Annotated in this window: 24 protein-coding genes; 12 read left to right on the forward strand and 12 right to left on the reverse strand. The window is 63.7% G+C overall.

The window, feature by feature from the left end; genetic code table 11:
• The first annotated feature begins 69 nt into the window (after positions 1 to 69).
• Genes NKJ37_RS18390 through NKJ37_RS18410 form a run of 5 tightly spaced genes read left to right on the forward strand, consistent with a single transcriptional unit; the run spans position 70 to position 5,279 of the window.
• On the forward strand, positions 70 to 1,620 hold the full coding sequence (locus tag NKJ37_RS18390) for a sugar ABC transporter ATP-binding protein (RefSeq protein ID WP_352774577.1): 1,551 nt from the start codon (positions 70 to 72) through the stop codon (positions 1,618 to 1,620).
• The gene (locus tag NKJ37_RS18395) at positions 1,617 to 2,597 is read left to right on the forward strand and encodes an ABC transporter permease (RefSeq protein WP_352774578.1); all 981 of its coding nucleotides are present in this window, start codon (positions 1,617 to 1,619) and stop codon (positions 2,595 to 2,597) included. Before NKJ37_RS18390 ends, NKJ37_RS18395 begins: the two co-directional genes overlap by 4 nt.
• Positions 2,594 to 3,589, forward strand: coding sequence for an ABC transporter permease (locus NKJ37_RS18400; protein WP_352774580.1), 996 nt, complete (start codon positions 2,594 to 2,596; stop codon positions 3,587 to 3,589). Before NKJ37_RS18395 ends, NKJ37_RS18400 begins: the two co-directional genes overlap by 4 nt.
• Complete coding sequence (rhaM, locus tag NKJ37_RS18405; protein WP_352774582.1) at positions 3,589 to 3,906, forward strand: L-rhamnose mutarotase; 318 nt, start codon at positions 3,589 to 3,591, stop codon at positions 3,904 to 3,906. The genes NKJ37_RS18400 and rhaM overlap by 1 nt, the downstream gene beginning before the upstream one ends.
• Complete coding sequence (locus NKJ37_RS18410) at positions 3,903 to 5,279, forward strand: FGGY-family carbohydrate kinase (protein WP_352774584.1); 1,377 nt, start codon at positions 3,903 to 3,905, stop codon at positions 5,277 to 5,279. The genes rhaM and NKJ37_RS18410 overlap by 4 nt, the downstream gene beginning before the upstream one ends.
• On the opposite strand, the gene NKJ37_RS18415 is transcribed toward NKJ37_RS18410, so the two are convergent.
• From NKJ37_RS18415 to galE, 3 genes are all read right to left on the reverse strand, one after another.
• Entirely contained in the window at positions 5,280 to 7,106 is a 1,827-nt protein-coding gene (locus NKJ37_RS18415) for an alanine racemase (protein WP_352774586.1), read from the reverse strand.
• A gap of 2 nt (positions 7,107 to 7,108) precedes the next feature.
• On the reverse strand, positions 7,109 to 8,359 hold the full coding sequence (locus tag NKJ37_RS18420; protein ID WP_352774588.1) for a D-amino acid dehydrogenase: 1,251 nt from the start codon (positions 8,357 to 8,359) through the stop codon (positions 7,109 to 7,111).
• Between the two features lie 105 nt (positions 8,360 to 8,464).
• The gene (galE, locus tag NKJ37_RS18425) at positions 8,465 to 9,460 is read right to left on the reverse strand and encodes a UDP-glucose 4-epimerase GalE (RefSeq protein ID WP_352774590.1); all 996 of its coding nucleotides are present in this window, start codon (positions 9,458 to 9,460) and stop codon (positions 8,465 to 8,467) included.
• A gap of 268 nt (positions 9,461 to 9,728) precedes the next feature.
• On the opposite strand from galE, the gene hemA reads away from it, so the two are divergent.
• Complete coding sequence (hemA, locus tag NKJ37_RS18430; protein WP_127297829.1) at positions 9,729 to 11,006, forward strand: 5-aminolevulinate synthase; 1,278 nt, start codon at positions 9,729 to 9,731, stop codon at positions 11,004 to 11,006.
• Between the two features lie 73 nt (positions 11,007 to 11,079).
• On the opposite strand, the gene NKJ37_RS18435 is transcribed toward hemA, so the two are convergent.
• A complete protein-coding gene (locus NKJ37_RS18435; RefSeq protein ID WP_352774592.1) occupies positions 11,080 to 12,246 on the reverse strand; it encodes a pyridoxal phosphate-dependent aminotransferase in 1,167 nt (388 codons plus the stop codon).
• A 112-nt stretch (positions 12,247 to 12,358) separates the two neighbouring features.
• Positions 12,359 to 12,781, reverse strand: a complete 423-nt coding sequence (gene mscL, locus NKJ37_RS18440) for a large conductance mechanosensitive channel protein MscL (protein WP_027038576.1) — start codon at positions 12,779 to 12,781, stop codon at positions 12,359 to 12,361.
• Positions 12,782 to 13,045: 264 nt separating this feature from the next.
• Here mscL and NKJ37_RS18445 point away from each other — a divergent pair, with 264 nt between their 5' ends.
• Positions 13,046 to 16,534, forward strand: coding sequence for a PAS domain-containing hybrid sensor histidine kinase/response regulator (locus NKJ37_RS18445; protein WP_352774594.1), 3,489 nt, complete (start codon positions 13,046 to 13,048; stop codon positions 16,532 to 16,534).
• A gap of 147 nt (positions 16,535 to 16,681) precedes the next feature.
• Here NKJ37_RS18445 and NKJ37_RS18450 read toward each other — a convergent pair whose 3' ends face one another.
• On the reverse strand, positions 16,682 to 17,590 hold the full coding sequence (locus NKJ37_RS18450) for a LysR family transcriptional regulator (RefSeq protein WP_352774596.1): 909 nt from the start codon (positions 17,588 to 17,590) through the stop codon (positions 16,682 to 16,684).
• A 146-nt stretch (positions 17,591 to 17,736) separates the two neighbouring features.
• On the opposite strand from NKJ37_RS18450, the gene NKJ37_RS18455 reads away from it, so the two are divergent.
• The gene (locus NKJ37_RS18455) at positions 17,737 to 19,248 is read left to right on the forward strand and encodes an MFS transporter (RefSeq protein ID WP_352774598.1); all 1,512 of its coding nucleotides are present in this window, start codon (positions 17,737 to 17,739) and stop codon (positions 19,246 to 19,248) included.
• A 32-nt stretch (positions 19,249 to 19,280) separates the two neighbouring features.
• Here NKJ37_RS18455 and NKJ37_RS18460 read toward each other — a convergent pair whose 3' ends face one another.
• Both NKJ37_RS18460 and NKJ37_RS18465 read right to left on the reverse strand, forming a co-directional pair.
• Positions 19,281 to 19,940 (reverse strand): response regulator transcription factor, encoded by a 660-nt coding sequence (locus tag NKJ37_RS18460; RefSeq protein WP_352774600.1) that lies wholly within the window; start codon positions 19,938 to 19,940, stop codon positions 19,281 to 19,283.
• A gap of 120 nt (positions 19,941 to 20,060) precedes the next feature.
• Complete coding sequence (locus NKJ37_RS18465) at positions 20,061 to 20,489, reverse strand: hypothetical protein (RefSeq protein ID WP_352774601.1); 429 nt, start codon at positions 20,487 to 20,489, stop codon at positions 20,061 to 20,063.
• A 187-nt stretch (positions 20,490 to 20,676) separates the two neighbouring features.
• On the opposite strand from NKJ37_RS18465, the gene NKJ37_RS18470 reads away from it, so the two are divergent.
• Positions 20,677 to 21,027 carry a DUF952 domain-containing protein gene (locus NKJ37_RS18470; protein WP_023813891.1) on the forward strand — a complete coding sequence of 117 codons (351 nt, stop codon included), beginning with the start codon at positions 20,677 to 20,679 and terminating at the stop codon, positions 21,025 to 21,027.
• A complete protein-coding gene (locus tag NKJ37_RS18475; protein WP_352774603.1) occupies positions 21,024 to 22,100 on the forward strand; it encodes a quinone-dependent dihydroorotate dehydrogenase in 1,077 nt (358 codons plus the stop codon). Before NKJ37_RS18470 ends, NKJ37_RS18475 begins: the two co-directional genes overlap by 4 nt.
• 7 nt (positions 22,101 to 22,107) lie before the next feature.
• On the opposite strand, the gene NKJ37_RS18480 is transcribed toward NKJ37_RS18475, so the two are convergent.
• Together NKJ37_RS18480 and NKJ37_RS18485 are read right to left on the reverse strand one after the other, a co-directional pair.
• Positions 22,108 to 22,281, reverse strand: a complete 174-nt coding sequence (locus NKJ37_RS18480) for a hypothetical protein (protein WP_352774605.1) — start codon at positions 22,279 to 22,281, stop codon at positions 22,108 to 22,110.
• A 301-nt stretch (positions 22,282 to 22,582) separates the two neighbouring features.
• Positions 22,583 to 23,956: an MATE family efflux transporter gene (locus tag NKJ37_RS18485; protein ID WP_502902003.1), complete on the reverse strand. Its 1,374-nt coding sequence runs from the start codon at positions 23,954 to 23,956 to the stop codon at positions 22,583 to 22,585.
• A gap of 132 nt (positions 23,957 to 24,088) precedes the next feature.
• On the opposite strand from NKJ37_RS18485, the gene NKJ37_RS18490 reads away from it, so the two are divergent.
• A complete protein-coding gene (locus NKJ37_RS18490; protein ID WP_352774607.1) occupies positions 24,089 to 24,991 on the forward strand; it encodes a histone deacetylase family protein in 903 nt (300 codons plus the stop codon).
• A gap of 60 nt (positions 24,992 to 25,051) precedes the next feature.
• Here the strand turns inward: NKJ37_RS18490 and NKJ37_RS18495 are convergent, their stop codons facing one another.
• Together NKJ37_RS18495 and NKJ37_RS18500 are read right to left on the reverse strand one after the other, a co-directional pair.
• Positions 25,052 to 25,324 (reverse strand): DUF6460 domain-containing protein, encoded by a 273-nt coding sequence (locus tag NKJ37_RS18495; protein WP_352774608.1) that lies wholly within the window; start codon positions 25,322 to 25,324, stop codon positions 25,052 to 25,054.
• A gap of 91 nt (positions 25,325 to 25,415) precedes the next feature.
• Complete coding sequence (locus tag NKJ37_RS18500) at positions 25,416 to 25,679, reverse strand: DUF6460 domain-containing protein (protein WP_023813886.1); 264 nt, start codon at positions 25,677 to 25,679, stop codon at positions 25,416 to 25,418.
• 460 nt (positions 25,680 to 26,139) lie between these two features.
• Between NKJ37_RS18500 and NKJ37_RS18505 the strand changes: the two genes are divergently transcribed.
• Positions 26,140 to 26,757 (forward strand): outer membrane protein, encoded by a 618-nt coding sequence (locus NKJ37_RS18505; RefSeq protein WP_128305256.1) that lies wholly within the window; start codon positions 26,140 to 26,142, stop codon positions 26,755 to 26,757.
• Positions 26,758 to 26,950: the final 193 nt, after the last annotated feature.

Genomic DNA, 26,950 nt, shown 5'->3' on the forward strand with positions numbered 1-26,950 from the left:
GCGGTCTTGCGAAGCAAAACCGGCGAGACGGGGTGGGGTGGCGACATCTCCACGCACCAGGACCTTGATATGCTAGACAACCCCCACCCCGCTCCAGTCGTTCGCGACCCTCCCCAGAAGGGGGAGGCGGCTCCACGCCTGACGCTGTCCGGCATCTCCAAGAGCTTTCCCGGCGTGCGCGCGCTGCACAATGTCAGCCTGTCTCTCTACCCCGGGCAGGTGACGGCGCTGATCGGCGAAAACGGCGCCGGCAAGTCGACGCTGGTCAAGATCATGACCGGCATCTACCAGCCCGATGAGGGTACGATCAGCATCGACAGCCAGGCCGTCACCCTGCCGAGCGCGCATGCCGCCTTCGGCCATGGCGTCACCGCCATCCACCAGGAAACCGTGCTGTTCGACGATCTAAGCGTGGCCGAAAACATCTTTCTCGGCCACGCGCCGCGCACGCGTTTGCGCACCATCGACTGGCGCACGATGCGCAAGAACGCGCGCGAAGTGCTCGATACCATGCATGCCGGCCACATCGACGCCGACGCGCGCCTGAAGGACCTCGGCATCGCCAACAAGCATCTGGTCGCCGTCGCGCGCGCCATGTCGGTCGACGCGCAGATCGTCATCATGGACGAGCCGACCGCCGCACTTTCGATGAAGGAGATCGAGGAGCTCTTTTTGCTGATCGAGTTCCTCAAGAGCGACGGCAAGGCAATCCTGTTCATCAGCCACAAGTTCGACGAGATCTACCGTATCGCCGACCGCTACACGGTGTTCCGCGATGGCGAGATGGTCGGCGAAGGCCTGATCAAGGATGCCGGCCAGAGCCAGATCGTGCGCCTGATGGTCGGCCGTGCGGTCGACCATATCTTTCCGCAGCGCAAGGCCGAGATCGGCGCGCCCGTCCTCACCGTCTCCGGCCTGTCGCATCCGACCGAATTCAACGATATCGGCTTCGAATTGCACAAGGGCGAGATCCTCGGCTTCTACGGCCTGGTCGGCGCCGGACGCAGCGAGGTCATGCAGGCGATTTCGGGCATCACCCGCACCTCAGGCGGCACGATCACGCTGGAAGGCAAGACGATCGCGCCGAAATCGGCGGCGGATTCGATCGATGCCGGCATCGTCTACGTGCCCGAGGAACGCGGCAAGCAAGGCGTGGTGATCGGCCTGCCGATCTTCCAGAACGTCTCGCTGCCTTCGCTCAAGCGCACGTCGAAGTCCGGCCTGCTGCGGTTGTCGGAGGAGTTCGATCTGGCCCGCTCATACACCGAGCGGCTCGACCTCAGGGCCTCCTCGCTGAGCCAGGACGTCGGCACGCTGTCGGGCGGCAACCAGCAGAAGATCGTCATCGCCAAATGGCTGGCGACCGCGCCCAAGGTGATCATCCTGGACGAACCGACCAAGGGCATCGACATCGGCTCGAAGGCCGCCGTGCACGGCTTCATGGCCGAGTTGGTGGCGCAAGGCCTGTCGGTGATCATGGTGTCCTCCGAGCTGCCCGAAATCCTCGGCATGTCCGATCGCGTCGTCGTCATGCGGGAAGGTCTCATCGCTGCGGTCTACGACAACAAGGGGCTGGACGCCGAGACGCTGGTCAGGACGGCAGCAGGGATCGCGGCATGAAGGCCTTTTTCAAATACCGTGAAATCTGGCTGCTCGCGGCCATCGTCGTGCTGATCGGGCTGATATCGACGCGCTTCCCGGCCTTTGCCGACCCCGGCAATCTGCGTCAGGTGTTCAACGACACCTCGATCCTGATGATCCTGGCGCTTGGCCAAATGGTGGTCATCCTGACCCGGTCGATCGATCTGTCGATGGCGTCCAATCTCTGCTTCACCGGCATGGTGGTGGCGATGCTGAACGCCGCGCATCCCGCAATCCCGATCCCGTTGCTGATCGTCATTGCGCTGGCCGTCGGCCTGGTGCTCGGCGCCATCAATGGCCTTTTGGTCTGGCGGCTGAACATCCCCTCGATCGTGGTGACTTTGGGCACGCTGACCATCTATCGCGGCGCCACCTTCGTGCTGTCCGGCGGCGCCTGGGTCAATGCCGACAAGATGAGCCCGGACTTCATCGGCTTCCAGCGCGCCGCCTTCCTCAACATTCCCGTGCTGTCGTGGATCGCCATCCTGGTCATTGCGCTGTTCTTCATCCTGATGACGCGCACCGCACTCGGCCGCTCGATCTATGCCATCGGCGTCAACCCGACGGCTTCCGTCTATGCCGGCATCGATGTCGGCCGAACGAAATTCATCGTCTTCTGCATCTCCGGCATGATCGGCGGCCTGTCAGGCTATCTCTGGATCTCGCGCTATGTGATCGCGTCGGTCGAGGTCGCCAACGGCTATGAGCTCAACATCATCGCCGCCTGCGTCATCGGCGGCATCTCAATCGCCGGCGGCATCGGCTCGGTCGGCGGCGCGGTGCTCGGCGCACTGTTCCTCGGCATCATCTCCAACGCGCTGCCGGTCATCAACATCTCACCCTTCTGGCAGATGGCGATTTCGGGCAGCGCCATCATTCTGGCCGTCGTGCTCAATGCGCGCGGCGAACGCCAGCAAGGCCGCATCATCCTCAGGAAGGTGGAGGCGGGGACATGACCGACATCCCTGCCCCGCGCCACATTCCCGACCGGCTCGACAAGCCGCTTCGTTCGGCGATCTTTTCCTGGGAAGCGCTGCTGGTCGTCGTGGCCGTCGCCATCTTCGCCATCAACAGCTTCGCCTCGCCCTATTTCCTCGATCCCTACTCGCTGTCCGATCTGACCTTCAATTTCACCGAGAAGGGCCTGATCGCCTTCGCCATGGCGTTGCTGATCATTTCGGGCGAGATCGACCTGTCGGTGGCCGCCATCATCGCGCTGGCGTCGACCATGATGGGCATGGCGGTGCAGGCCGGCGCCGGCACGCCGGTGCTGGTGGCGATCGGCATCGTCGTCGGGCTCGGCTGCGGCGCCTTCAACGGTCTGCTGGTGACAAGGCTCGGCCTGCCCTCCATCGTCGTCACCATCGGCACGATGAGCCTGTTTCGCGGCATCGCCTTCATCATCCTCGGCGACCAGGCCTACAAGGGCTATCCCTCACACTTCGCCTTCTTCGGCCAGGGCTATGTCTGGTGGGTGGTGTCGTTCGAACTGGTGCTCTTCCTGATCGCGGCCGTCGTCTACTGGTTCCTTCTGCACCGCACGAGTTTCGGCCGCCGCGTCTTCGCCATCGGCAACAATCCGGTCGCTGCGCAATTTTCCGGCGTGCGCGTCGGCCGCACCAAGTTCATCCTGTTCTGCCTGACCGGGCTGATGTCGGGCATCGCCTCGGTGCTGATCACCTCCCGCCTCGGCTCGACACGGCCGTCGATCGCGCAAGGCTACGAGCTGGAAGTCATCACCATGGTGGTGCTCGGCGGCGTCAGCATCCTCGGTGGCGCCGGCAGCATTCTTGGCGTCGTGCTTGCAGCCTTCATCATGGGACTGGTGACCTTCGGGCTTGGCCTGCTCAACGTGCCCGGCATCGTCATGTCGATCTTCATCGGCCTGCTGCTGATCATCGTCATTGCCTTGCCGATCGTCTGGCGGCGGCTCCGCGGAGGGCGTTGATGGCCGAAAAATACGCATTCAAGATGAAGCTCAAGCCCGGCATGAAGGCCGAGTACAAGAAGCGCCATGACGAAATCTGGCCGTCGCTGGTCGCGCTGCTGAAGCAGGCCGGCGTCTCCGACTATTCCATTCATCTCGATGAGGAGACCAATATCCTGTTCGGTGTGCTGTGGCGGCGAGACGACCACGGCATGGACGAATTGCCCAGGCATTCGGTGATGCAGCGCTGGTGGGCTGAAATGGCCGACATCATGGAAGCCAGACCGGACAACGAGCCGGTGGCCGTGCCGCTGGAAACAATGTTCCACATGGCATGAGTGCTATGCGCCACATCGCCGTCATCGACATCGGAAAGACCAACGCCAAGGTGGCGCTGGTCGACCTCGCTACGTTGAGCGAGGTGGCGCTGCGCCGAATGGCCAATGCGCCGGTGCGACAGGCGCCCTACCCGCACCACGATGTCGAGGCCTTGTGGGCATTCATCCTCGAAAGCCTTGCCGGCCTCAACCACGAACAGCGCATCGACGCCATTTCGATCACCACCCACGGCGCGACGGGCGTGCTGGTCGACGCGGCGGGTGAACTGGTGCTGCCGGTCCTCGACTATGAGTTCGATGGCCCCGACAGGCTGGCAGCGGATTATGACGCGATCCGCCCGCCTTTCGCCGAGACCGGCACGCCGCGCCTGCCGCTCGGCCTCAATCTCGGTGCGCAATTCTTCTGGCAGCAGAAAAGCTTCCCGGCCGAATTCGCCAGGGCCGCCGCGATGCTGATGTACCCGCAATACTGGGCGTTGCGCCTGACCGGCATCGCCGCCAACGAAGTTACCTCGCTCGGCTGCCACACCGACCTGTGGAACCCGTGGACAGCGGATTTTTCATCTTTGGTCGACAGGCTGGAGTGGCGGAGCCTGACGGCGCCGGTGCGGCCGGCCAGCGACCGCCTCGGCCCGATCCTGCCCATCGTTGCGATGCCAACCGGGCTGGATCCGCAAACGCCGGTGTTCTGCGGCCTGCATGATTCCAACGCCTCGCTGCTGCCGCATCTTCTCTCCGACAAACCGCCTTTCTCCGTCGTCTCGACCGGCACCTGGGTGGTGTCGATGGCGGTCGGCGGCAAACAGATTGCGCTGGATGCCACGCGCGACACGCTGGTCAATGTCAACGCACTCGGCAATCCCGTTCCCTCTGCGCGCTTCATGGGCGGCCGCGAGTTTTCCGTGCTGACCAAGGACCAGCCGGAGCAGTGGACTGAAGATGATGTCGGCGCCGTGTTGGGGCGAAAGATGCTGCTGCTGCCGTCGACCCAGCAAGGCTCGGGCCCATTCCCGCACCATGTCGCAATATGGCTTGATGCCGAGGGCCTGAACAGCGGCCAGCGCTTTGCCGCCATCTCGTTCTATCTGGCGTTGATGACGGCGACCTGCCTCGACTTGATCGGCGCGGACGGTCCGACCACGGTCGAAGGCCCCTTTGCCCGTAACCGGCTCTTTGTCGGCATGCTGGCGGCAGCCACGGCGCGCGCCGTGGTTGCGTCCGAGGCCGCCACCGGCACCAGCATCGGCGCGGCGCTGCTGGCATCCGATCAGCCGGCGACGCACGGCAAGGGCGAAAGAATAGAACCGCCTGTAGACCCGGCCTGGGTTGATTATGCCAGCGCATGGCGCGCGGCAGTGGACGTGCAGGGCTGATCAAAGAATCCGCTTGCCGAAGGCCGACATGACGAAGTTGACCGCGTCGGTGCCGATCCGCGGCTCCAGATCCGCCGTCAGGCCCGACACATCCATCGACAGCAGCCCGCCGGAGAGTGCGATCGCCTCCATCGCCTGATGCGTCTCGCGCACGGTCAGCCCGCCGGAGCCCGCAGCCCAGCCGGCGAATTCGGTCGCGGTCGGCGAATAGCTGACGTGAAAGCCTTGCGTACCAGAGGTGGCGATGCGTATCGCCTCATGCATCAGGTCGCGCATGCCCATGGCGTCGATATCGGTCATGGTGAATGCCGACACGCGCGAATCCTTCAGCACCCGCGCTTCGGCCGGATCGGCGTGACGCAAGCCGACGATGACGACATTTTCCGGCGACAGCTGCGGCTGCAGCGCACCCGCCTTGTGGTCGAGGCCGAGAGTGCGCGCCAGCACCGAGCCTTCCGGCAGGTCGATGCCGTCCTCGTCCTCGGGCATCAGGGCGGCGATCGAATCGATCCAGATCAGGCCGAAGGAATGTGTCGCGCGCGCCGTCGCGGTCAGCGCCTTGTGGGCGATGCGCCGGTCGGCGCCTGCGATGAGGCGGACCAGCCCCGATGGCGGCCTCTCGACATCGGCGAGTTCCACCACGTCGAAGTTCATCGCTTCCAGCCGCGCGCCGGTGCCTTCCCGGGCCAGGATGCCGGCGGCTCCCTGCCCGGCCGTGATCTGCACCATCTTGCGACCGGAAAAATCCTCGACGTCGTGCATCGGGGCCTTCTCGACATATTCCGAGGTCATTGCCAAAAGCATGGCGCCATAGCTCATGCGGAAGGCGACGCGGTCGCCGACGGAGAGCCTCGGGTCGGCATCGGCGACGTCGAGCAGCAGATGATCGCTGGAGGCGCCCAGCACCCGTATCCCCTTGGCGATCGGCGTCAGCCCCTCGACCAGCACGTCCTCGCGGCCGATATTGGCGATGGCGCGCAGCCTGTCGCCCTCGTCGGGGAAGACCGGCTGGTTGCCGAAGGCGTCATAGCCGGATTGGCCGATCGGCCGTGACGGCTTGAGCTTGACCTCGATGATGTCGCTGGTCAGCCGGCAGGCATCGGGTTCGAGCTCCGCCCACGGCGTGTCGCGGAAGGTCTCGACGCCGCCTTGCAGGATCGCCTCGCCGACCCGCAGATTGTTGATGCCGGCCGGCAGTCTGCCTTCGAGCAGCAGCGGCAGCGACGACGAGGCACCGCCGGAGATCACGTCGAGGCTTCTGCCGGACAGGCGCTCGGTCTTGTAGGCATGGGCGACGAGCTGGCCGAGATTTTCCGGCGTCGGCATGATGGCGCCGAAACAGCCGAGATTGGTGCCGATGCCGGCAATGCGAACGCCCTTGAACTGCAGTATCTGCTCGACCGTCGGGATCAGGTCGTTCGACCAGATGCCCTCTCGGAGATCTCCGAGATCGATCATCAGCATGATGTCGTGGACGCGGCCCATGCGTTCGGCGATGCGCGAAATTTCGCGGATGGTTGCGAGTTCCGACTGCAGGCTGATGTCGACGGTGCGCACCACCTCCTCGACCCGCGCCATCGGCGGGCTGCGCAACAGCATGATCGGCGCGTTGATGCCGCTGTCGCGCAGCCGGCGGATGTTCTCGAAGCGCGATTCGGCGATGCCGGCGACACCGCCGCGCAGCATGGCGCGCGCCACTTGCGGCATGCCGCACGTGCCCTTGGTGACGCCGAACACCTTGATGCCCGAGAGCGCGCAGCGCTCGACGATGGTGCGCGCGTTGCGCTCGATGCGGCCAAGATCGATAGCGACTTGCGGTCCCGACATCACTAGCCCCCGTAGACCAGTCCCTGCGGGTCGATCTCCGGCTTGCGGCCGGAAACGAGGTCGGCAAGGAATTTGCCGGAGCCGCAGGCCATGGTCCAGCCGACGTGGCCGTGGCCGGTGTCGAGATAGAGGTTCTTGTAGCGCGCCTGGCCGATGACCGGCACCGAGTTGGGCATCATCGGCCGCAGGCCCGCCCAGAACACAGCCTTCTTCTCGTCGAAGGCACCCGGGAAAAGATCCTTGCCGGTGCTGATGATCGTCTTGAAATCGGCGGGCTTGAAAGTTCGATCGAAGCCGGTGAATTCAGCCGTCGAGGACATCCGCAAGCGGTTGCCCAGCCGGGAATAGCCGATCAGCCGGTCCTCGTCGGCGCCGCCCATGGTCGGTCCCTTGCTTTCGTCCTCCAAGGGAATCGTCGCGGTATAGCCTTTTACCGGATAGACAGGCAGGTCGATGCCGTAGCGGCGCCCGAGCAGGCCGCTCTCCGGTCCCATCGAGATGACCACGGCATCGCCAGCGACCGGGCCGGCCGACGTCATCACCGCGCGCACATGATCGCCCTCGATGTCGAGGCCTTCGACTGTCGTTGCGAACAGGAATTTGACGCCGAGCTTCTCGGCAGCATAGGCGGCCAGCCTGTCGACAAACTGCTTGGAATCTCCGGTCTGGTCGGTTGGCGAATAGACGCCACCGGCAATCTTGTCCTTGACGCCGGCAAGGCCTGGTTCCAGCTCGACCAGCCGGTCGCGGCCGACGATTTCGATCGGCAGGCCGTGCTTGGCAAGATAACGGTAATTGTCGGTACCGGTGTCGAGGCTCTTTTGCGAGCGGAAGAAATAGAGAATGCCCTTCTTGCGCTCATCGTAGTGGATGCCGGTGGCTTCCGAAAGCGCATTGATGCAGTCGCGCGAATAGAGCGCGAGCCTGAGCTTGATGTCGGTGTTGGCGCGCAGGCGCGCCACCGTGCACTGGCGCAAGAAACGCATGCTCCAAGCGAGGAAATAGGGATCGAGGCGCAGCCTGACCTTGATGCCGAGATCATGGTTGTAGAGCCCGCGCAGGAAGGTCTTCAAAGCCGCCGGCGAGGCCCAGGCGGTGGCGTCACCCGGTGACACCAGGCCGGCGTTGGACTGGCTGGTGCCTTGTGCCGCCGCCGGATGGCGCTCGATCACCGTCACCTCATGGCCGTCGCTGGCCAGATAATAGGCGGCCGCCGTACCGACGACACCGGCCCCGAGCACCGTTATTTTCATGCCATCCCCCAAGAGCTCCTCGCGGTGCGGCGCCTCCGCGCCTTGCCGCGAATGCCTTCAATAGCGCTTCACTGCCCGCCTTGCGAGCCCTTGGGAGAACCCGGCTCAGCCGCGCGCGGAGTTCTTGCCGGTCAGGATGCGCTCCCAGGCGAGCGCGTCGGCGACGATCTGGTCGAGATCGTCGCGTTGCGGGGTCCAGCCGAGCTCGGCGCGGGCGAGATCCGAATTGGCGACCACCGCCGCGGCGTCGCCAGGGCGACGGTCGCCCATCTTCACCTCGAAATCACGGCCAAAGGCGCGGCGCACGCTGTCGATGACCTCGAGCACCGAATAGCCATGGCTGTAGCCGCAATTGGCGACGAGGCTGGTGCCCCCGGCGCGCAGCCGCTGCAGGGCCAGGCGATGCGCCGCCGCCAGGTCGCTGACATGGATGTAGTCGCGCATGCAGGTGCCGTCCGGCGTCGGATAATCGGTGCCGAACACCTGCATGAACGGCCGCTTGCCAAGTGCCGTCTCGCAGGCAACCTTGATCAGATGAGTGGCACCCGGCGTCGACTGGCCGGTGCGGCCCTTCGGGTCGGCGCCGGCGACGTTGAAGTAGCGCAGCGCGGTATAGCGCAGGCCATGCGCGATCGACGCGTCGCGCAGCATCCACTCACTCATCAGCTTGGACAGGCCATAGGGCGATTCCGGCGACAGGCGGGCGTCCTCGCGCACCGGCTCCAGGCCGGCTCCGCCATAGACGGCGGCGGTCGAGGAAAAGATGAAATTGGGCACGCCTTCGCGCACCGCGGTTTCGATCAGCGTGCGCGTCTTCGAGGTGTTGTTCTCATAGTAGCTGAGCGGGTCGGCGACCGATTCCGGAACCACGATCGAGCCGGCGAAATGAATGATCGCGTCGACCTTGTTCTCCCTGATGACCCCGCCGACCAATTCCCTGTCGGCAACATCACCGACAACCAGCCTTGCCTCGGGCGCCACCGCCCATTCGAAACCGGTGGAAAGACGGTCGAGAACGACCACGCTTTCGCCGGCATCCAGCAGCTCCCAGACCATATGGCTGCCGATGTAACCGGCGCCGCCTGTAACCAAAACCGTCATCCGCGTCCTCGCTTATCCAAGATTTATCGGAAACTGTCTCAACCCCCGCTCTACTGGAAAGCCCGCCGCATGACCATTGGAACCCGTGGTAACCGGCATTGCCGGCCAGTGGCATCGTCCTGAAACAAAGTTGATCCACATCAAGGGAATAGGCCACGATCCGTGGTCGTTAGGAACAGGTCCGGGGCGTGGCATTTTGACCAAAAAGGCCAGGTGGACGACCAACAGGCCAATGATTATGATCCCGCGCAAAAATTGGGAAGTCGACATGAACTATCAGCGGTTCTTCGAGGAAGCGATCGACCAGCTCCATGCCGAGCGTCGCTACCGCGTTTTCGCCGACCTGGAGCGCATCGCGGGCAAGTTCCCGCGCGCCATCTGGCGTTCCAATGGCCGCGCCGAGGAAATCACCGTCTGGTGCTCCAACGACTATCTTGGCATGGGCCAGCATCCCGACGTCATCGCCGCGTTCCAGAATACGGCAGGCAAGATGGGTTCGGGCGCCGGCGGCACCCGGAACATTTCCGGCACCTCGAACCCGCTGGTCGAGCTCGAGGTGGAGCTTGCCGACCTGCACGACAAGGAAGCGGCACTGGTCTTCACCTCCGGTTTCGTCTCCAACGAAGCCTCGATCTCGACCATCGCGAAGCTTTTGCCCAACTGCCTGATCATCTCGGACGAATTGAACCACGCCTCGATGATCGAAGGCGTGCGGCGTTCCGGCGCCGAGAAGAAGATCTTCCGCCACAACGATGTGGCGCATCTGGAAAGCCTTTTGCAGGCGGCGGGGCGCGAACGCGCCAAGCTGATCGTCTTCGAAAGCGTCTATTCGATGGATGGCGACATCGCGCCGATCAGAGAGATCGTCGAGCTCGCCGAGCGCTACAACGCCATGACCTATATCGACGAGGTCCATGCCGTCGGCATGTACGGGCCGCGCGGCGGCGGCATCACCGAGCGCGAAGGCCTGGCCGACCGCATCGACATCATCGAAGGCACGCTGGCCAAGGCATTCGGCACGCTGGGCGGCTATATCACCGGCACCAGCGCCGTGATCGACGCCGTGCGTTCCTATGCGCCGGGCTTCATCTTCACCACGGCACTGCCGCCGGCGATCGCGGCTGCCGCGACCGCGTCGATCCGCCATCTCAAGCGCTCGCAGGCCGAGCGCGACGCCCAGCAGCAGCAGGCGAGCCGAACCAAGCAGATCCTGTCGGCCGCCGGCCTGCCGGTGATGGACTCGCCGACCCACATCGTGCCGCTGCTGGTCGGCGATCCGGAGGCCTGCAAGATGGCCAGCGACCGCCTGCTCGGCGTGCACGGCATCTACATCCAGCCGATCAACTACCCGACCGTGCCGCGCGGCACCGAGCGGCTGCGCATCACGCCGACGCCGTTCCATTCCGATGCACTGATCGCCGAATTGCAGGATGCGCTGGTCGAGACCTGGGATGCGCTCGGCATCCCCTATGGCTCCGCCGGGCGGCCTTCGGTGGCCAAGAGCGACCGCATCATTCCCCTGCTGGTGCCCAAGTCAGGCGGCTGAAGCCGTTTGAAACTCTGCTCCGGCGGCTATCTGGCTCGCCGGAGCGATTTTCAATCCGCGCTTCGTCGGCGGCTCAAATAGCCTTCATCCAATTTGCCAGCCGGTGCGCCGCTTCCTCGACCTGGTCGAGGCGGCGGTGGAAACACAACCGCAAAAACGCCTCGCCGCCGGGGCCGAAAGCGGTGCCTGGCGCCAAGCCGACATTGGCCTTGTCGACAATGTCGAAGGCAGCGGTGCGTGAATCGGTGATGCCGTCGACAGTGAAAAACAGATAGAACGCGCCCTGCGGCACGGTGAACCGAGCACGATCCGTGGCACCGAGGATGCCGCAGACAAGGTCACGCGCCTTGCGCGCCCGCTCCACCTGTTCGGCAACGAAGGCATCGCCCCCGTCAAGCGCGGCGGCCGCGCCGCGCTGCATGAACTGGGCGACGCCGGAGTTCGAATACTGGATCAGGTTCTCGAACACCTGCTGCAAGCTCGGATGCGTCTTGATCCAGCCGACGCGCCAGCCGGTCATCGCCCAGTTCTTGGAGAAGGAATTGACGTACAGGATGCGGTCTTCCGCCGACGCGATGTCGAGGAAGGACGGCGCGCGGCCGTGGCCATAGTGGAAAAGCGAATAGATCTCGTCGGCGATGATCCAGAGGTTTTTCGCGCGCGCCAGATCGAGGATGGCCTGCAAGGTCTCATGATCGGCGGTCCAGCCGGTCGGATTCGACGGCGTGTTGATGAACAGCGCCTTTGTGCGCGGCGTGATCGAAGCCGCGATCTTCTCGACGTCGCAGGACCAGCCATTGCCGGAATGATCGAGCGTGACCGCGACTGGAACGGCTCCCGCTATCGCTGCTGCAGCATCGAAATTCGGCCAGGCCGGCGACAGATAAACCACCTCGTCGCCCGCGCCGGCGAGCGCGTCGAGCGCCAGCTGGATGGCATGCATGCCGGAGCCGGTGACGATGAATTCTTCCTCCGGGAAGGTCTTGCCGAAATGCCTGGCATAGTAGCGGGAGAGCGCCTGCCTGAGATCGGGGATGCCCCTTTGCCAGGTGTAGAATGTCTCGCCGCCGGCCAGCGCCTTCGACGCGGCATCGGTGATGAAGGCTGGCGTCGGCAGGTCGCCCTCGCCGGCCCAGAGCGGAATCATGCCTTCGCGCAGGCGGCCGTAATTGACGACGGCGACAATGCCGCTTTCGGGTGCCGCACGGGCCTCAGGGCGCAAGCTGTCGATCAGGGTCATTGGCGGGTCCGTTTTGGTCTGCGGTTTTCGTCAGCGGTCCATACCAGATGCGAAAACAGAAAACCCCGGCCGCGAACGACCGGGGTTTTGGTCCAGCAAATGCCAGCCGCGGTCAGCGCCTGGCGAGCAGATCGCGAATTTCGGTGAGCAGAGCGACATCGGCGGGCGGCGGAGCGGCCGGAGCAGCGGGCTTCTCGCGCTCAAGCCGCTTGCGCATGTTGTTCACCGCCTTGACCATCAGGAAGATGATGAACGCGAGAATGAGGAAGTTCAGCGCCACGGTGATGAAGCTGCCATAGGCAAAGACCGCGCCCTGCTTCTTGGCATCGGCCAGCGAGGTCGCGTTGACGGCTGAGGACAATCCGAAGAAATAGTTGTTGAAGTCCAATCCGCCGAAAATCGCACCGACGATCGGCATGATGATGTCGTTGACAAGGGAATCGACGATCTTGCCGAAGGCCGCGCCGATGATGACGCCGACCGCAAGGTCCATCACATTGCCCTTGGAAATGAATTCCTGGAATTCTTTCAGCATTCGACCCTCCTTGTCGTGACTGGCCAAGCTGCCGTTTCCGTCCTTGCGGCATCGACCTGAGGCAACATAACAAAAACCTCCGGTTGCAACATCGATAAAAGGGAGAAAACAACCGCTTTCTTCTTACCTGACGGCACCTTGCTTGTACTGTCTGAATATCGCGGTCGCGATCATGCTTCCAAAGCCGCAATGGACTCGGACGCCAAGCTGTGATTGCGTCCGGGCAAGCCGGATAGAAAGACGGCAGAGGAGGAAAGTCCAAGCGTGCAGGGCTTGTTCATCGTCATCATCGCGATCGCCTATGTGACGCTGCTGTTTGCCATCGCCAGCATCGGCGACCGCCGCTCGGCCATCTCCGAGCCGAGCCGGGGGCGGCCTTTCATCTACGCGCTTAGCCTGGCAATCTACTGCACATCCTGGACTTTCTTCGGCTCGGTCGGTCTTTCTTCCGAACGCGGCCTCGAATTCCTCGGCATCTATACGGGCCCGGTGCTCGTCTTCGTGTTCGGCTTCCCGCTGCTCAACCGCATCGTGCGGCTGGCCAAGACCGAGAAGATCACCTCGATCGCGGATTTCCTCGGCGCGCGCTACGGCAAGAGTTTCACCGTCGCGGCGATCGCCACGCTGATCGCCACCATCGGCGCGGTGCCCTATATCGCACTGCAGTTGAAGGCGATCTCCGGTTCGGTCAGCCTGATGGTCGAGCACTATACGGGATCGCCGCCTTCGTTCGATCCCTTCGTCAGCGACATCTCTCTGGTCGTCGCCATGCTCCTGGCGCTGTTCGCGGTGCTGTTTGGAACCCGTCACGCCGACGCCACCGAACACCAGGATGGGCTGGTGCTGGCGGTGGCGGTCGAAACCGTGGTCAAGCTCGCCGCCTTCCTGGCGATCGGCCTGATGGTCACCTTCCTGATCTTCGGCGGCCCGGGCGACATGTTCGACAAGCTCGCTGAGAACGCGCAGGTCCGACAGGCGATGAGCTACAACACCTCGCTCGCCACCTGGCTGGTGCTGACGTGCCTCAGCGGTTTTGCCATCATCATGCTGCCGCGGCAGTTCTACGTCACCATCGTCGAGAACCGCGGCGAGGCCGAACTGCGCACCGCGACATGGGTGTTTCCGCTCTACCTCGTGGCGATCAACCTGTTCGTGCTGCCGATCGCCTTCGCCGGCCTTTCGCTGGTCGGCACCGGAACCAGCAGCGATCTTTACGTGCTGTCGCTGCCCCTGTTCAGCGGTCATGATGTGCTGGCGATGGCGGCTTTCATCGGCGGCCTGTCGGCGGCGACGGCGATGGTGATCGTGGAAAGCGTGGCGCTGTCGATCATGATCTCCAACGACCTCGTCATTCCATTGTTCGTGCGCCGCCTGCTCAAGACCTCGACTTCCGAGACCGAGGACTGGTCGACGCTGATCCTCAATGTGCGGCGCGGGGCGATCTTCATCCTCTTGTTCATCGCCTTCCTCTATTATCGCGAGAGCACCGACAGCGCGCGGCTGTCGTCGATCGGCCTGATGTCGTTCGCTGCCATCGCCCAGTTCGCGCCGTCGCTGATCGGCGGGCTGATCTGGCGCGGCGCCAATGGTCGGGGTGCGGCACTTGGCATGGTCGCCGGCATCCTCGTCTGGGGCTACACGCTGCTGTTTCCATCGCTTGCCGCCCCTGATACCGGCATCATCGTGCACGGGCTGTTCGGCTTCGAGGCGCTGCGGCCGCAGGCATTGTTCGGCACCGTCGCCGAACCGCTGAACCACGGCGTGCTGTGGAGCCTGTCGCTCAACGCGGTGTTCTTCGTGCTCGGCTCGCTGTCGCGCGCATCGGTGCCGCTGGAACGCATCCAGGCGTCGATCTTCGTGCCGCGCGATGCCGGCCCGATGCCAAGCCTGCGCCGCTTCCGCACCGCCATCACCGTCAACGACCTGAAGGACACGATCGGGCGCTATCTCGGCGTCGAGCGCACCGAGCGCTCTTTCCAGTCGTTCGAAAAGACCAACGGAGCCTCGCTGCACGGCAACGAGCAGGCGAGCATGGACGTCATCCGCTTCTCCGAGCAATTGCTCGCCAGCGCCGTCGGTTCCTCCTCGGCGCGGCTGATCCTGTCGCTGCTGTTTCGGCGCCACGACCGCGAATCCAGGGATGCTTTCCGCTTGCTCGACGACGCCACCGAGGCGCTGCAGCACAACCGCGACCTGTTGCAGATCGCGCTCGACCAGATGGAACAGGGCATCACCGTCTTCGATCGCGATTTCCGCCTGATCTGCTGGAACCGCCAATACCGGGCGCTGTTCGACCTGCCCGACGAGATGGGCCAGGTCGGCGTCTCGCTCGACCGCATCCTGCGCCATCTCGCCGAACGCGGCGACATCCCCGCCGATCAGCGTGTGGCCATGCTCAACCGGCTGACCAGTTTCGTCAGCCCATGGCAGATGGAGCTGAAAACCTCGGGCCGCATCCTGGAACTGCGCTCCAACCCGATGCCGGACGGCGGCATCGTCGCCACCTATGCCGACATTTCCGGGCGCGTGGAACAGGATCTGGCGCTGAAGCGTGCCAATGAATCGCTGGAACAGCGCGTCAAGACCCGCACCATCGAACTGACCCGGGTCAATGAGGAGCTGGCGCAGGCGCAGATGCTGGCCGAGGAGGCCAATCTCGGCAAGACGCGCTTCCTCGCCGCCGCCGGCCACGACATCCTGCAGCCGCTGAACGCCGCCCGGCTCTATTGCTCCTCGCTGATCGAGAAGGCCGGCAAGGGGCCTGCCGGCAAGGCGGCCGTCAACATCGAATCCTCGCTGGAATCGGTCGAGACGATTCTCGGCGCCGTGCTCGACATCTCCCGCCTCGATGCCGGCGCAATGAAGCCGGACGATACCGCCTTCAACCTCGACGGATTGCTGCGCCAGATCGGCAACGACTTCCGGCCGCTCGCCGCCGAAAAGAAGCTCGCGCTGACCATCATGCCGTCATCGCTGACAGTGACGACGGACCGCAATCTGCTGCGCCGCCTGATCCAGAATCTCGTCTCCAACGCCATCAAATACACGCGCCACGGCCGCGTGCTGGTTGGCGTCAGGCGGCGCGGCGAACTGGCCGAGATCCAGGTGATCGACACCGGCATCGGCATCGCCGGCGACAAGCTGAACACCGTCTTTCGCGAATTCACCCGGCTCGACGAGGGCGCGCGCGAGGCCGAAGGCCTCGGTCTCGGTCTCTCCATCGTCGACCGCATCGCTCGGGTGCTGCGCCTGGAGATCCGGATCTTTTCCAACCCAGGCAAAGGCACGCGCTTCTCCGTCATCCTGCCCGTCGCGGCCGTGCAGGAACCGCGACGCGAAATCGACGCCAGGGTTCCTGCCCGCGCGACGGCTTCGCTGGCCGGGCTGCACGTGCTGTGCATCGACAACGACGCCCGCATCCTCGAAGGCATGCGGCTCCTGCTCGAAGGCTGGGGTTGCAACGTCGACACCGTGTCCGGTTCAAAGGATCTGGAGACCGCGAAGATACACCGCCCGGACATCGTTCTTGCCGACTACCATCTCGACGGCGAAACCGGTCTCGAACTCGTCGTCAGGCTGCGCGCGACCCATGGCGACAACCTGCCGGCCGTGCTGGTCACCGCCGACCGCTCCAACGAGGTGCGCACGGCCGCCGGCGGGCTCGAGATTGCGGTGATCAACAAACCGCTCAAACCAGCGGTACTGCGCTCGATGATGGCCAGGGTCAGGCCGCTAGCACCGGCGGCCGAATAGCATCAAGGGCGGCCGGTCTCAGCCCTGGTGTCCGAGGGTGGTGTCCTAGAGCATTTCACCGTTTCATGGAAACGGCGTTCTGCTCTAACTCTTTGTTTTAACGCAATTCTAGACGGAAAACCGCTTCACACTTTTCCTAGAATTGCTCTAGGCCAGGCCGTCGACCATCTGGGAACTGCGGAACCGGGGCCGTCCGGCATTGCCCGCCACAGGCGGACGATGCTCGCGAAAGGCCATTGCAAGCGTCCTCAGCGCCTCGCGGGACTTGGCGTCCGTCAGCGTCGAAAGCAGCACGATCTCGGAAGGCGGCAGCGCCGGAAGCCCGAATTTCCGGCTGACCTCGATGGTGCCGGATGGGGCAAGCCGGCAGGAAAATACCGAGGCTGCGAGGCCGGCCGAGACAGCTTCGGCAACGGCGAAGGAGCCGCAGCCGAGGAACACCTCCGTCCACGGTATTCCGACAGCGTCGAGCGCGCGGGTCGTGATGTTGCGGATACCGCATGATGGCGAGGATGCCGCCAGGCGCAGCGGCTCGTCGGCCCGGTGGACGAAGTCGGGCGCGGCGTACCAGCCGAAATGTTCGGGCGCCAGCAATTCACCATCGCGCCGGTCGTCCTCCCGGCGGATAATCGCCGCGTCGATCTCACCGCGATCGAAAGCGTCCAGCAGGTCGTGTGAATCATCGAGCCGCACTTCGATGGTGAGCGCCGGGTCATGCGCATTGAGCCGCGCCAGCAATGTCGGGACTTCCGCGCCTCCGACATGGGTGGCGATGCCCAGGGTGAAGCGGCGGCGAACTGAAGACAGGCTGGCGATGGCGCGGTCGTGCGCGGCGAGGAAGTCGCGTGCGGGCTGGAGAAACACCGCGCCCTGCGCCGACAAGCGCACCAGCCGAGGCGTGCGCTCGATCAATTTCTGGCCGACGCGCTCTTCCAGCCGCTTCAGCTTCACGCTGATCGCCCCTTGCGTGCTGCCAAGAGCCTCGGCCGCACGCGTAAAGCTCTGAAGATCGGCGATGGCGACGAATGTTTTCACAGCGTCTACGTCCAGCGTCATGTCAGCTATCCGCACTTGTTGTCTCTGAAATAGCCAACCATGCAATTCTAAAATGATCAAGCCTCGCCTACTCTGGGCCATACGCGCGCCGGGCGAGTTGCAATGGATTCGCCGATTGCCGACAAATACGTTCGAAAGGTTGAATCATGCCCACTGTATTGACCCGCCGAGGCATCATCGTTCTGTTTGCCGCCTGCCTGGCGTGCCTGATGTTCGGCCTGGAGATTTCAAGCGTTCCCACGATCCTGCCGACACTGGAGCAGATGCTGCACGCCGACTTCAAGCAACTGCAATGGGTGATGAACGCCTATACGATCGCGGTCACGACGGTGCTGATGGCGGTCGGCACGATCGCCGATCGTTACGGGCGCAAGCGTGTCTTTCTGGTCGCCATCGCCGCCTTCGGCCTGACATCACTGATTTGCGGCGTCGCCGAAAGCGTCTCCACGCTCATTGTCGCCCGGTTTCTGCAGGGCCTGAGCGGCGGTGCGATGCTGATCTGCCAGCTTGCCGTGCTGTCGCATGAATTCCGGGAAGGGCGCGAACGCGCCGTCGCATGGGGCTGGTGGGGCGTCATCTTCGGCACCGGCCTCGGCTTCGGCCCCATCATCGGCGGCGGCATTGTCGCGGTCTCGAGCTGGCAATGGGTATTTCTTGTCCACGTGCCGGTTGCGGCGCTGGCGTTCGCCCTCGCTCTGATGGGCGTCCACGAATCGAAGGATCCACAGGCGGGCAAGCTCGACGTAGCAGGCATTCTGACGCTGTCGCCGTCGGTTTTCTGCCTCGTTTTCTACATCATCCAGGGGCCGGATCTGGGTTTCTCCAGCCCTGCCGCGCTGGCGATCCTCGGCATCTCGATAGTGAGCTTCATCGCCTTCCTCATTGCCGAGAAGGTCAGCCAGCGGCCGATGTTCGACTTCTCGGTCTTCCGGATCCGGCCCTTTTCGGGCGCCATCGTCGGCTCGGCCGCGATGAACCTCAGCTATTGGCCTTTCATGATCTACCTGCCGATCTGGTTCCACGCCGGGCTCGGCTATGACACCGTCTCCACCGGCCTTGCCCTGCTTGCCTACACGCTGCCAACGCTTGTGCTGCCGCCGTTGGCAGAACGCTTTTCGCTGCGTTATCGGCCCGGCATCATCATTCCGGCGGGCCTCGTCATCATCGGCGTCGGGTTCATCCTGATGAAGTTCGGCAGCGCCGCCGCGCAACCGGACTGGCTGACGATGCTGCCCGGCTGCCTGATCGCGGGGATGGGTCTGGGAATAACCAACACACCTGTCACCAACACGACGACGGGTTCCGTTTCGAGCGATCGCGCCGGCATGGCCTCCGGCATCGACATGAGCGCGCGCATGGTTTCATTGGCGTTGAACATCGCGGTGATGGGCTTCATCCTGGCCAGCGGTGTGCTGGCGCATCTGAGGCATGCGCTGCCCGACCTCGACGCTGCCCAATTGCGTCTTCTCGCCGAAGCTATCGCTGCTGGAAATCCCATCTCCGGGCCCGCCGGGACCGTCGCCCAGGATGCGCTGCGCAACGGCTTTGGCTGGGTCATGCTCTATGGCGGGATCGGCGTCTGGATCATGGCCGCCATCAGTTTCGCAAGCTTCAACGGCCGGCCGATGCGGCGGACGGAGGTTCAGTGCTCTGATTGAACACTATTCTGATTGAACAGGCGCCCTGGCGATCAACCCGCCGGCTGCAGCGGGTCGCTTCCGATCTTGGACAGCAGGATCACCGCCTGCGTGCGGCTGTCGACGCCGAGCTTCTGCAGGATGGCGGAGACATGCGCCTTGATGGTAGCCTCGGAGACGCCGAGTTCATAGGCGATCTGCTTGTTGAGCAGGCCCTCGGCCAGCATGCCGAGCACCCGTGTCTGCTGCGGCGTCAAAGCCTGCAGCCGCTTGATAAGGTCCGATATTTCGGGATCGCGCTCGATGCCGAGATCGACGCCGACTGGTGCTGCGATGTCGCCGGCAAGCACCGATTGCACCGCGCTGCGGATCTCCTCCATGCTGGCCGATTTGGAGATAAAACCGGAAGCGCCGAGATCGAGCGCCCGCCTGATGGTCGCCGGATCGTCATGCGCCGACACCACGACCAGCGGCACCGCCGGATGGATGCCACGCAGCGAGACCAGGCCGGACAGGCCGCTGGCGCCCGGCATCGACAGGTCGAGCAGCACCAGATCGACGTCCTCGTTGGCCACGACCAGCGCCTTGGCGCTCTCGAAATCGCCGGCTTCATGGATGGCGGCGACATTGCCGATGCCGGCGAGCGCTTCGCGCAGCGCACCGCGAAACAGCGGGTGATCGTCGGCGATGACGAAAGAATAGCCTGCCGGCAAATGTCCCTCCCCAAATCCCCGATGATTTTTGGCTTTTCGGGTTCAATTGGACGATTATGAGGGGCTGCGCGCTGTTTTCAAGCGGCAAAGCCAGCGCGCCGCCTCCCGTGGTTGAAACGCTCAGGTCTTCTGCGAATTGGGCTGGGCGCCGTTGTCCTTGTCCATATCCCTGACGATGCCCATGAAGCCGCGAAGGAAGCGCTCCATGTAGCTCATCGTCTTGTTGAAATCCTCCTCGCTCGGCAGTTTCGATTCGAGGCGGGCGGAGAGCGAATTCTCGAGCTTGGTGACGCGCTCGTCCATCACCTTCATCGAGGTTTGCAGGCGGTCGACCTCGTCCTGGAAAGCAGCGCGTTCGTCGGCCGCCATCTTGCAGACGAGCTGGCCCGAACGCTCCTCGCAAATCGACATGGCGCCGGTCTGCGTATCGATACGGACAAAGCCGTTATCGGACTTTTCCAGCCGGTAGCGGTCGGTTTCTTCCGAGTAAGCTGAAGCCGCGATCAGCGAAACGAGCGCGGCGGGGATCAAGATGTGCTGCAGACGCATGTTGTCCTCCATGGCCAAGGCCTCAGATATCGCAAGTTTGCGCCGGAAATGGGGAAGACCCTTGGCGTGGCCTTTCCCGAATGGCTGGTTCGGAATCTTCTTGACGCAATTCCCAAGGGAAAGCGCTATGCGCTTTCCCCGGGAAAACCGTTTCACACTTTTCCTGGAACTGCTCTATAGCGCAACCATGTCTCAGATTATCTACAAGATAACCCCGCAAGCGCCATGGCGCGAGGCCGAAACGCATGGCCGCTTCACCGGCGCGCCGATCGATGTCGCCGACGGCTTCATCCACTTCTCCACGGCAGCACAGGTCAGGGAAACGGCGACAAAGCACTTTGCCGGCCAGACAGACCTTTTGCTGGTCGCCGTCGACGGCGCCGGCCTGGGCACTGCGCTGAGATACGAGGTCTCGCGCGGCGGCGAACTGTTTCCGCATCTCTACGACGTTCTGGACCTGAAAGCAGTGCTGTGGGTCCGACCACTGCCGCTTGGCGCCGATGGTGTGCACCAGTTCCCGGCACTGGAGGGGCAATGAGCGTGCTCGACCGGCTCGGCCAGAAGCTGCTGTTCGCCTTCGATCCGGAAACGGCGCATGGCCTGTCAATCGCCGCCTTGCGATGCGGCGTTCCGGTTGGTGCGCCGGCGGTCCGCGACGACAGGCTGAAGGTCAGCGTCTGCGGCCTCGATTTCCCCAATCCGCTCGGCATGGCGGCCGGCTATGACAAGAACGCCGAGGTGCCCGACGCGCTGCTTGGCCTCGGCTTCGGTTTCGCCGAGGTCGGCACGATCACGCCGCTGCCGCAGGTCGGCAACCCGAAGCCGCGTATCTTCCGGCTGACGGCCGACGATGCGGTGATCAACCGGCTGGGCTTCAACAATGAAGGCCATGCAGCGGCCGAAAAGCGCCTTGCCGCGCGTAAGGGCCGCTCCGGCATCGTCGGCGTCAACATCGGCGCCAACAAGGACAGCAGCGACCGCATCGGCGATTATGAGCGCGGCGTCGCCCGGTTTGCGCAGTACGCCAGCTATCTCACCGTCAACATCTCCTCGCCCAACACGCCGGGCCTGCGCAACATGCAGGCGCGCGAGCAGCTTGGCGAACTCTTGTCGCGGGTCATGGCCGCGCGCGCCACGGGAACGGCGCAGCCGCCGGTGTTCCTGAAGATCGCGCCGGATCTGGTCGAGGCAGAGCTGGAGGACATCGCCGCCGAGGTCACCGAAAAGCAGGTGGACGGCGTCATCGTCTCCAACACCACCATCTCCCGACCGCCGCTGCGTAGCGGCGACACCGCGCGCGAGACCGGGGGACTCTCCGGCAAGCCGCTCTTCGAGCGTTCGACCATCGTGCTGGCGAAGATGCGCAAATTACTCGGGCCGGAGCTTGCCATCATCGGCGTCGGCGGCGTCGATTCCGCCGATACGGCGCTCGACAAGATCCGCGCGGGCGCTGATCTGGTGCAGCTCTACACCGGGATGATCTATGCCGGGCCCTCGCTACCAGCCCGTATTCTTTCCGGAATGATCCGTTTCGTCGAAAAGGAACGGTTGAAGTCGATTTGCGAGTTGCGCGACAGCCGCCTCGACTTCTGGGCGTCCAGGCAACTCTGAACCGCTCTCAGGAGCGTAGATTGCGACTGACGGCCCGCTCGCAGATGGTGCCGCCGATGGCAGGCAACACTCCGAAGAGAAACAACTGCGCGGTTCCGCCGATGCCAGAAACCGCGGAGAGAATGAACGCAGCGAGCAATCCCAGCGCCGCGCCCAAGACATATGGCAGGTAGCTTCGCATAAGCTCGCCCTGGAACGATTGGTGCATCAAGTCTGTTGGAAATCGACTGGAAGTGCAAGTGCATCCGACCGCACAGCATTGGCAACGAACCCGGGTTAACGGGTTCCTTCGGAGTCTCGCCGGGGCGTTGGCTGACGGAGCATCAAACGAAAAACCCGCCTGTGCGGCGGGTCACTGGCGCAAATCAGCACCATAAACAAATATGTACCATAGCTGAGGTCACCGAGTCAAGAAAAAATTCCTATCGCGAACAGGTGTCGTTCGGTGCCTGGACGGCGCAGGGCCTTCCGGGGGACATCGTCTAAAACGCCGTCCGTACCCTGAGCCGCAGGATCGTCAGCAGGCTGAAGCCTCGCACCAGCAGGAAGACGTGCAGCGCCGCCCACAGTCCATTGTTGCCGAAGGCGGGCGCAAGGGTCAGCAGCGCGGCCGCGAAAACCAGGAACGACAGAAGCATCATGTTGCGCATGTCGCGGGACCAGGTCGCGCCGATGAAGACGCCATCCATCTGGAACGCCAGCACACCGCTCAGCGCCGTGAATGCCGCCCACGGCAGGTAGATGTCGGCCACCGAACGGACGTCCTCCGATGTCGTCACGAGAGCGACCAGATTGGCGCCCCCAGACAGCATTACCAGCGTCGCGGCTCCCGCCAGTCCGAAACCCCAGAACAGCGTCAGCCGGACGGCCTGGCGGAACGGTGCGGCGGCGCGCGCGCCGACTGCACGGCCCGCCAGCTGTTCGGCGGCGGTGGCAAAGCCGTCGAGGAAATAGCCGGCGACGAGAAAGAAATTCATCAGCACGGCGTTGGCGGCCAGCGTCACCGTGCCGAACTGTGCGCCCTGGCGGGTGAACAATGCGAAGGCGGCGAGCAGCGAGAACGAGCGGATCATGATGTCGCGGTTGAGCGACATCATGCGCAGGAAGGCGGCCATGTCGAGCAGGCGGTGGCGCGGCAAGGGCGGGGCCGACCGGAACCGGCGGATCACGATCGCCAGGCCGAGCAGCATGGCCAGGAACTCACCGGTGACGGTCGCCCAGGCAACGCCGGCGACACCCCAGCCAAGTTCCAACCCAAGCAGGAAGCAGAGCGCGATGTTGATGCCGTTGAGCACCAGCTGCAGCATCAACCCGAGCCCACCCTCGCCGCGCCCCAGCACATAGCCGAGGATGGCATAGTTGATCAGCGAGAAGGGTGCCGCAAGCAGCCTGATGCGGATGTAGACGCCCATCGCTTCGCTGACGCGCGGTTCGGCGCCCATGAATTTCTGCCCGGCGATGGCGACCAGTGGGGCAAGGGCCGCGAGCACGATGCCGGCGATAACCGCGATCAGCACGGCGCGCCAGAACACCGCCTGTTCCTCCAGGGCATCGCCACGCCCAAACGCCTGTGCGACAAGGCCGGTGGTGCCCGAGCGCAGGAAATTGAAAGAGGTGAAGACGACGTCGAAGATCAATGCGCCGGCCGCCAGGCCGCCAAGCAGGGCGGCATCGCCGAACTGGCCGACGACAGCCGTGTCGACCAGGCCGAGCATCGGCGTCGTCAGATAGGCAAGCGTCATCGGCACGGCGATGGCGAGCACGGAGCGGTTGGTGACGACAAATGATCCGGGGTGGATCGGGGATCCCGCGTGGATAGGGGATCCGGCGTCGGCTGGTGTTGCACCTTTGTCCAAGGATTGCTGCCTTGCTGATTGCGGCTTGATAGAACCGTCGATGTGCCCCATTTTCCGGCCACCGCGCAATCACCTATCCCTTGACGGCCAACCGAAATCCCGGTCTGGCGTGAGCCAGCCGGATACGATTTCATGCCTCTGCAGATCGTCCATCATCCCGACTACGACGCCGGCTTCGCCGTCAACCATCGCTTTCCGATGAGCAAATATCCGTTGCTGATGGAGGCGCTGCGTACGCGCGGCCTCGCCGGCCCCGACGCGCTCAGCACCGCCGAACCGGCACCAGCGTCATGGCTGAAGCTTGCCCATGCGGCGGACTATGTCGACCAGGTCGTCAACTGCCGCGTGCCCGAGAAGATCGAGCGCGAGATCGGTTTTCCGATCGGACCCCGCGTCTCGCTGCGCGCGCAGCTTGCCACCGGCGGCACCGTGCTGGCGGCGCGGCTGGCCTTGCGCCACGGTATCGCCTGCAACACCGCAGGCGGCAGCCATCATGCGCGGCGCGCGCAGGGCGCGGGCTTCTGCACCTTCAACGATGTCGCCGTCGCCGCATTGGTCCTGCTCGCCGAAGCCGCGGCACAAAACATCCTGGTCGTCGACCTCGACGTGCACCAGGGCGACGGCACGGCGGATATTCTCGCCGATGATCCGCGCGTGTTCACCTTTTCCATGCATGGCGACCGCAACTATCCCGTGCGCAAGATCGCCTCAGACCTCGATGTCGCGCTGCCCGACGGCACGGGTGACGCCGCCTATCTCGAGAGGCTCGCCGACATCCTGCCGGAACTGTCCGCCCAGGCCCATTGGGACATCGTGTTCTACAATGCCGGCGTCGACGTCCATGCTGAGGACCGGCTTGGCAGGCTGTCGCTGTCGGATGACGGCCTGCGCGCCCGCGACGACATGGTCATCAGCCATTTTCGCGCGCAGGGCGTTCCGGTGTGCGGCGTCATCGGAGGTGGCTATTCAACGGATGTGCCCGCACTCGCGGCGCGCCACGCCATCCTGTTCGAGGTCGCCGCGGGCTACGCCTGATAGTCCTTTTTCAAGCACGGTCTTGTCGGAAAACCGGTTCCCACTTTTCGGGATCATGCTCTACTTCCGGTAGTTGGCGATCCTCAACAGGATGAAGGCCGGCACGACGATAGCCGCGCCCAGCAGGATATACCCGAGAAAGCGGTCGATGGCGTGGAAGCCGAGATTCCACAGGTCCATGAAGAACTTCCGGATGCCGTAGAGCACATCCATCGGCGACCAGCCGAAGGCATTCATGACCAGGCCGACGAGGAAAGACACCACCAGCAGTTTCAGGATCACCTTGAGCGGCGAGTCGCCAAGAAAGCGCGTCAATGCGGCGCGCCACGCCATCCTGTTCGAGGTCGCCGCGGGCTACGCCTGATAGTCCTTTTTCAAGCACGGTCTTGTCGGAAAACCGGTTCCCACTTTTCGGGATCATGCTCTACTTCCGGTAGTTGGCGATCCTCAACAGGATGAAGGCCGGCACGACGATAGCCGCGCCCAGCAGGATATACCCGAGAAAGCGGTCGATGGCGTGGAAGCCGAGATTCCACAGGTCCATGAAGAACTTCCGGATGCCGTAGAGCACATCCATCGGCGACCAGCCGAAGGCATTCATGACCAGGCCGACGAGGAAAGACACCACCAGCAGTTTCAGGATCACCTTGAGCGGCGAGTCGCCAAGAAAGCGCGTCAATGCGGACAAGGCCCGTCTCCAGATTGAGGTACCCAGACTCGAGGGCTTCGGCCCAGACATACGCACTTGGCTTGCCCGCTTCAAGCCGGCAGTTTTGCGGGATGCCAAAGGCCTCCACCGAGCGATTGCATGGCAAGATTGTGCTGCTGAACTGGCCAAACCCGCGCCAGACTGTTAAATTTGCGTAAACAGAACCGCTTTAATATCTTGAAAATAAAGCGAAAAATCTTCATTTTTCGACTTCCCGCAATGTGCGTGCAATTTTCGCCTGCGAGACGGTCGGCGTCTTTCAGGTGATTGGCCGCGCGGGCGCTCTGACCCCCCTACCACAGCTGGCGAAAGCCAGTCCCAGGACCGCGCAACCATCCTGAAAGACGCTAAATCGGAGCCCGACCGCCCCAACGGTCGAGTTCTTCGGGAATTAACCTGCGCATCGATTGCCGGATGCGCGCGTGTGTGGAGTAATGCAGTGTTCTCTCAAGCAAAGATCATCCTGACGGCAAGTGCCCTTGCCGTATGCCTCCTAGGGCCGGCGATGGCCGCCGACCTTTCGCCCACCTACAATGATCCCCCCGCGTTCCAGTGGAGCGGCGCCTATGTCGGCGTGCATGGCGGCACGGCGTTCACCGGGATGCCGAACCCGTTTGCCGGCAGGAATGGTCTCAGCGGCGGCGTTCAGGCCGGCTACAACCAGCAGATGGGTCCAGCGGTTCTCGGTGCCGAGATCGAGGGCTCCTATCTTGGTGGCGCCGAGCACGACGTCCGGGGCGGCAAGATCAAGGAAAAGTGGCGCGGAGCCGCCAAGGCCAAGGCCGGCTTGAGCTTCGACCAGACGCTGCTGTTTGGAACCGGCGGCGTCGCCATGACCAAATTCGACAAGGGCGACAAGGTAAGCAGCACCGACGGATGGAAACTCGGCTATCTGGTCGGCGGCGGCATCGAGCAGGGTTTTGCCGGCGGCCTCTCGGCCAAGGTCGAGTATGACTATGTGCGCACCCCAGGCGTCGAAACGACGTCCGCCCTGGGCAAATCCAAGGCGACGATCGGCAGCCATGAACTGAAGGCCGGCATCAACTACCGGTTCTAGGGCAGGCCATGGGTTCCGTTGAACCCGTCTGTATTTTGCTCGAACGACCTTGCGCGGCGCCCGGATGCAACGGGGCCGCGCAATTGCTTTGCGTCCATCCGCACCGGCGTCGACGCGTGTCGGCAGACCGCATTTGTGTGCCAGGTCCTGCGTAATGTCGATGCAATCTTCACACCCTAAAGCGCGTCGCATC

Source organism: Mesorhizobium sp. M0140 (assembly GCF_040322475.1).
Classification (GTDB): domain Bacteria; phylum Pseudomonadota; class Alphaproteobacteria; order Rhizobiales; family Rhizobiaceae; genus Mesorhizobium.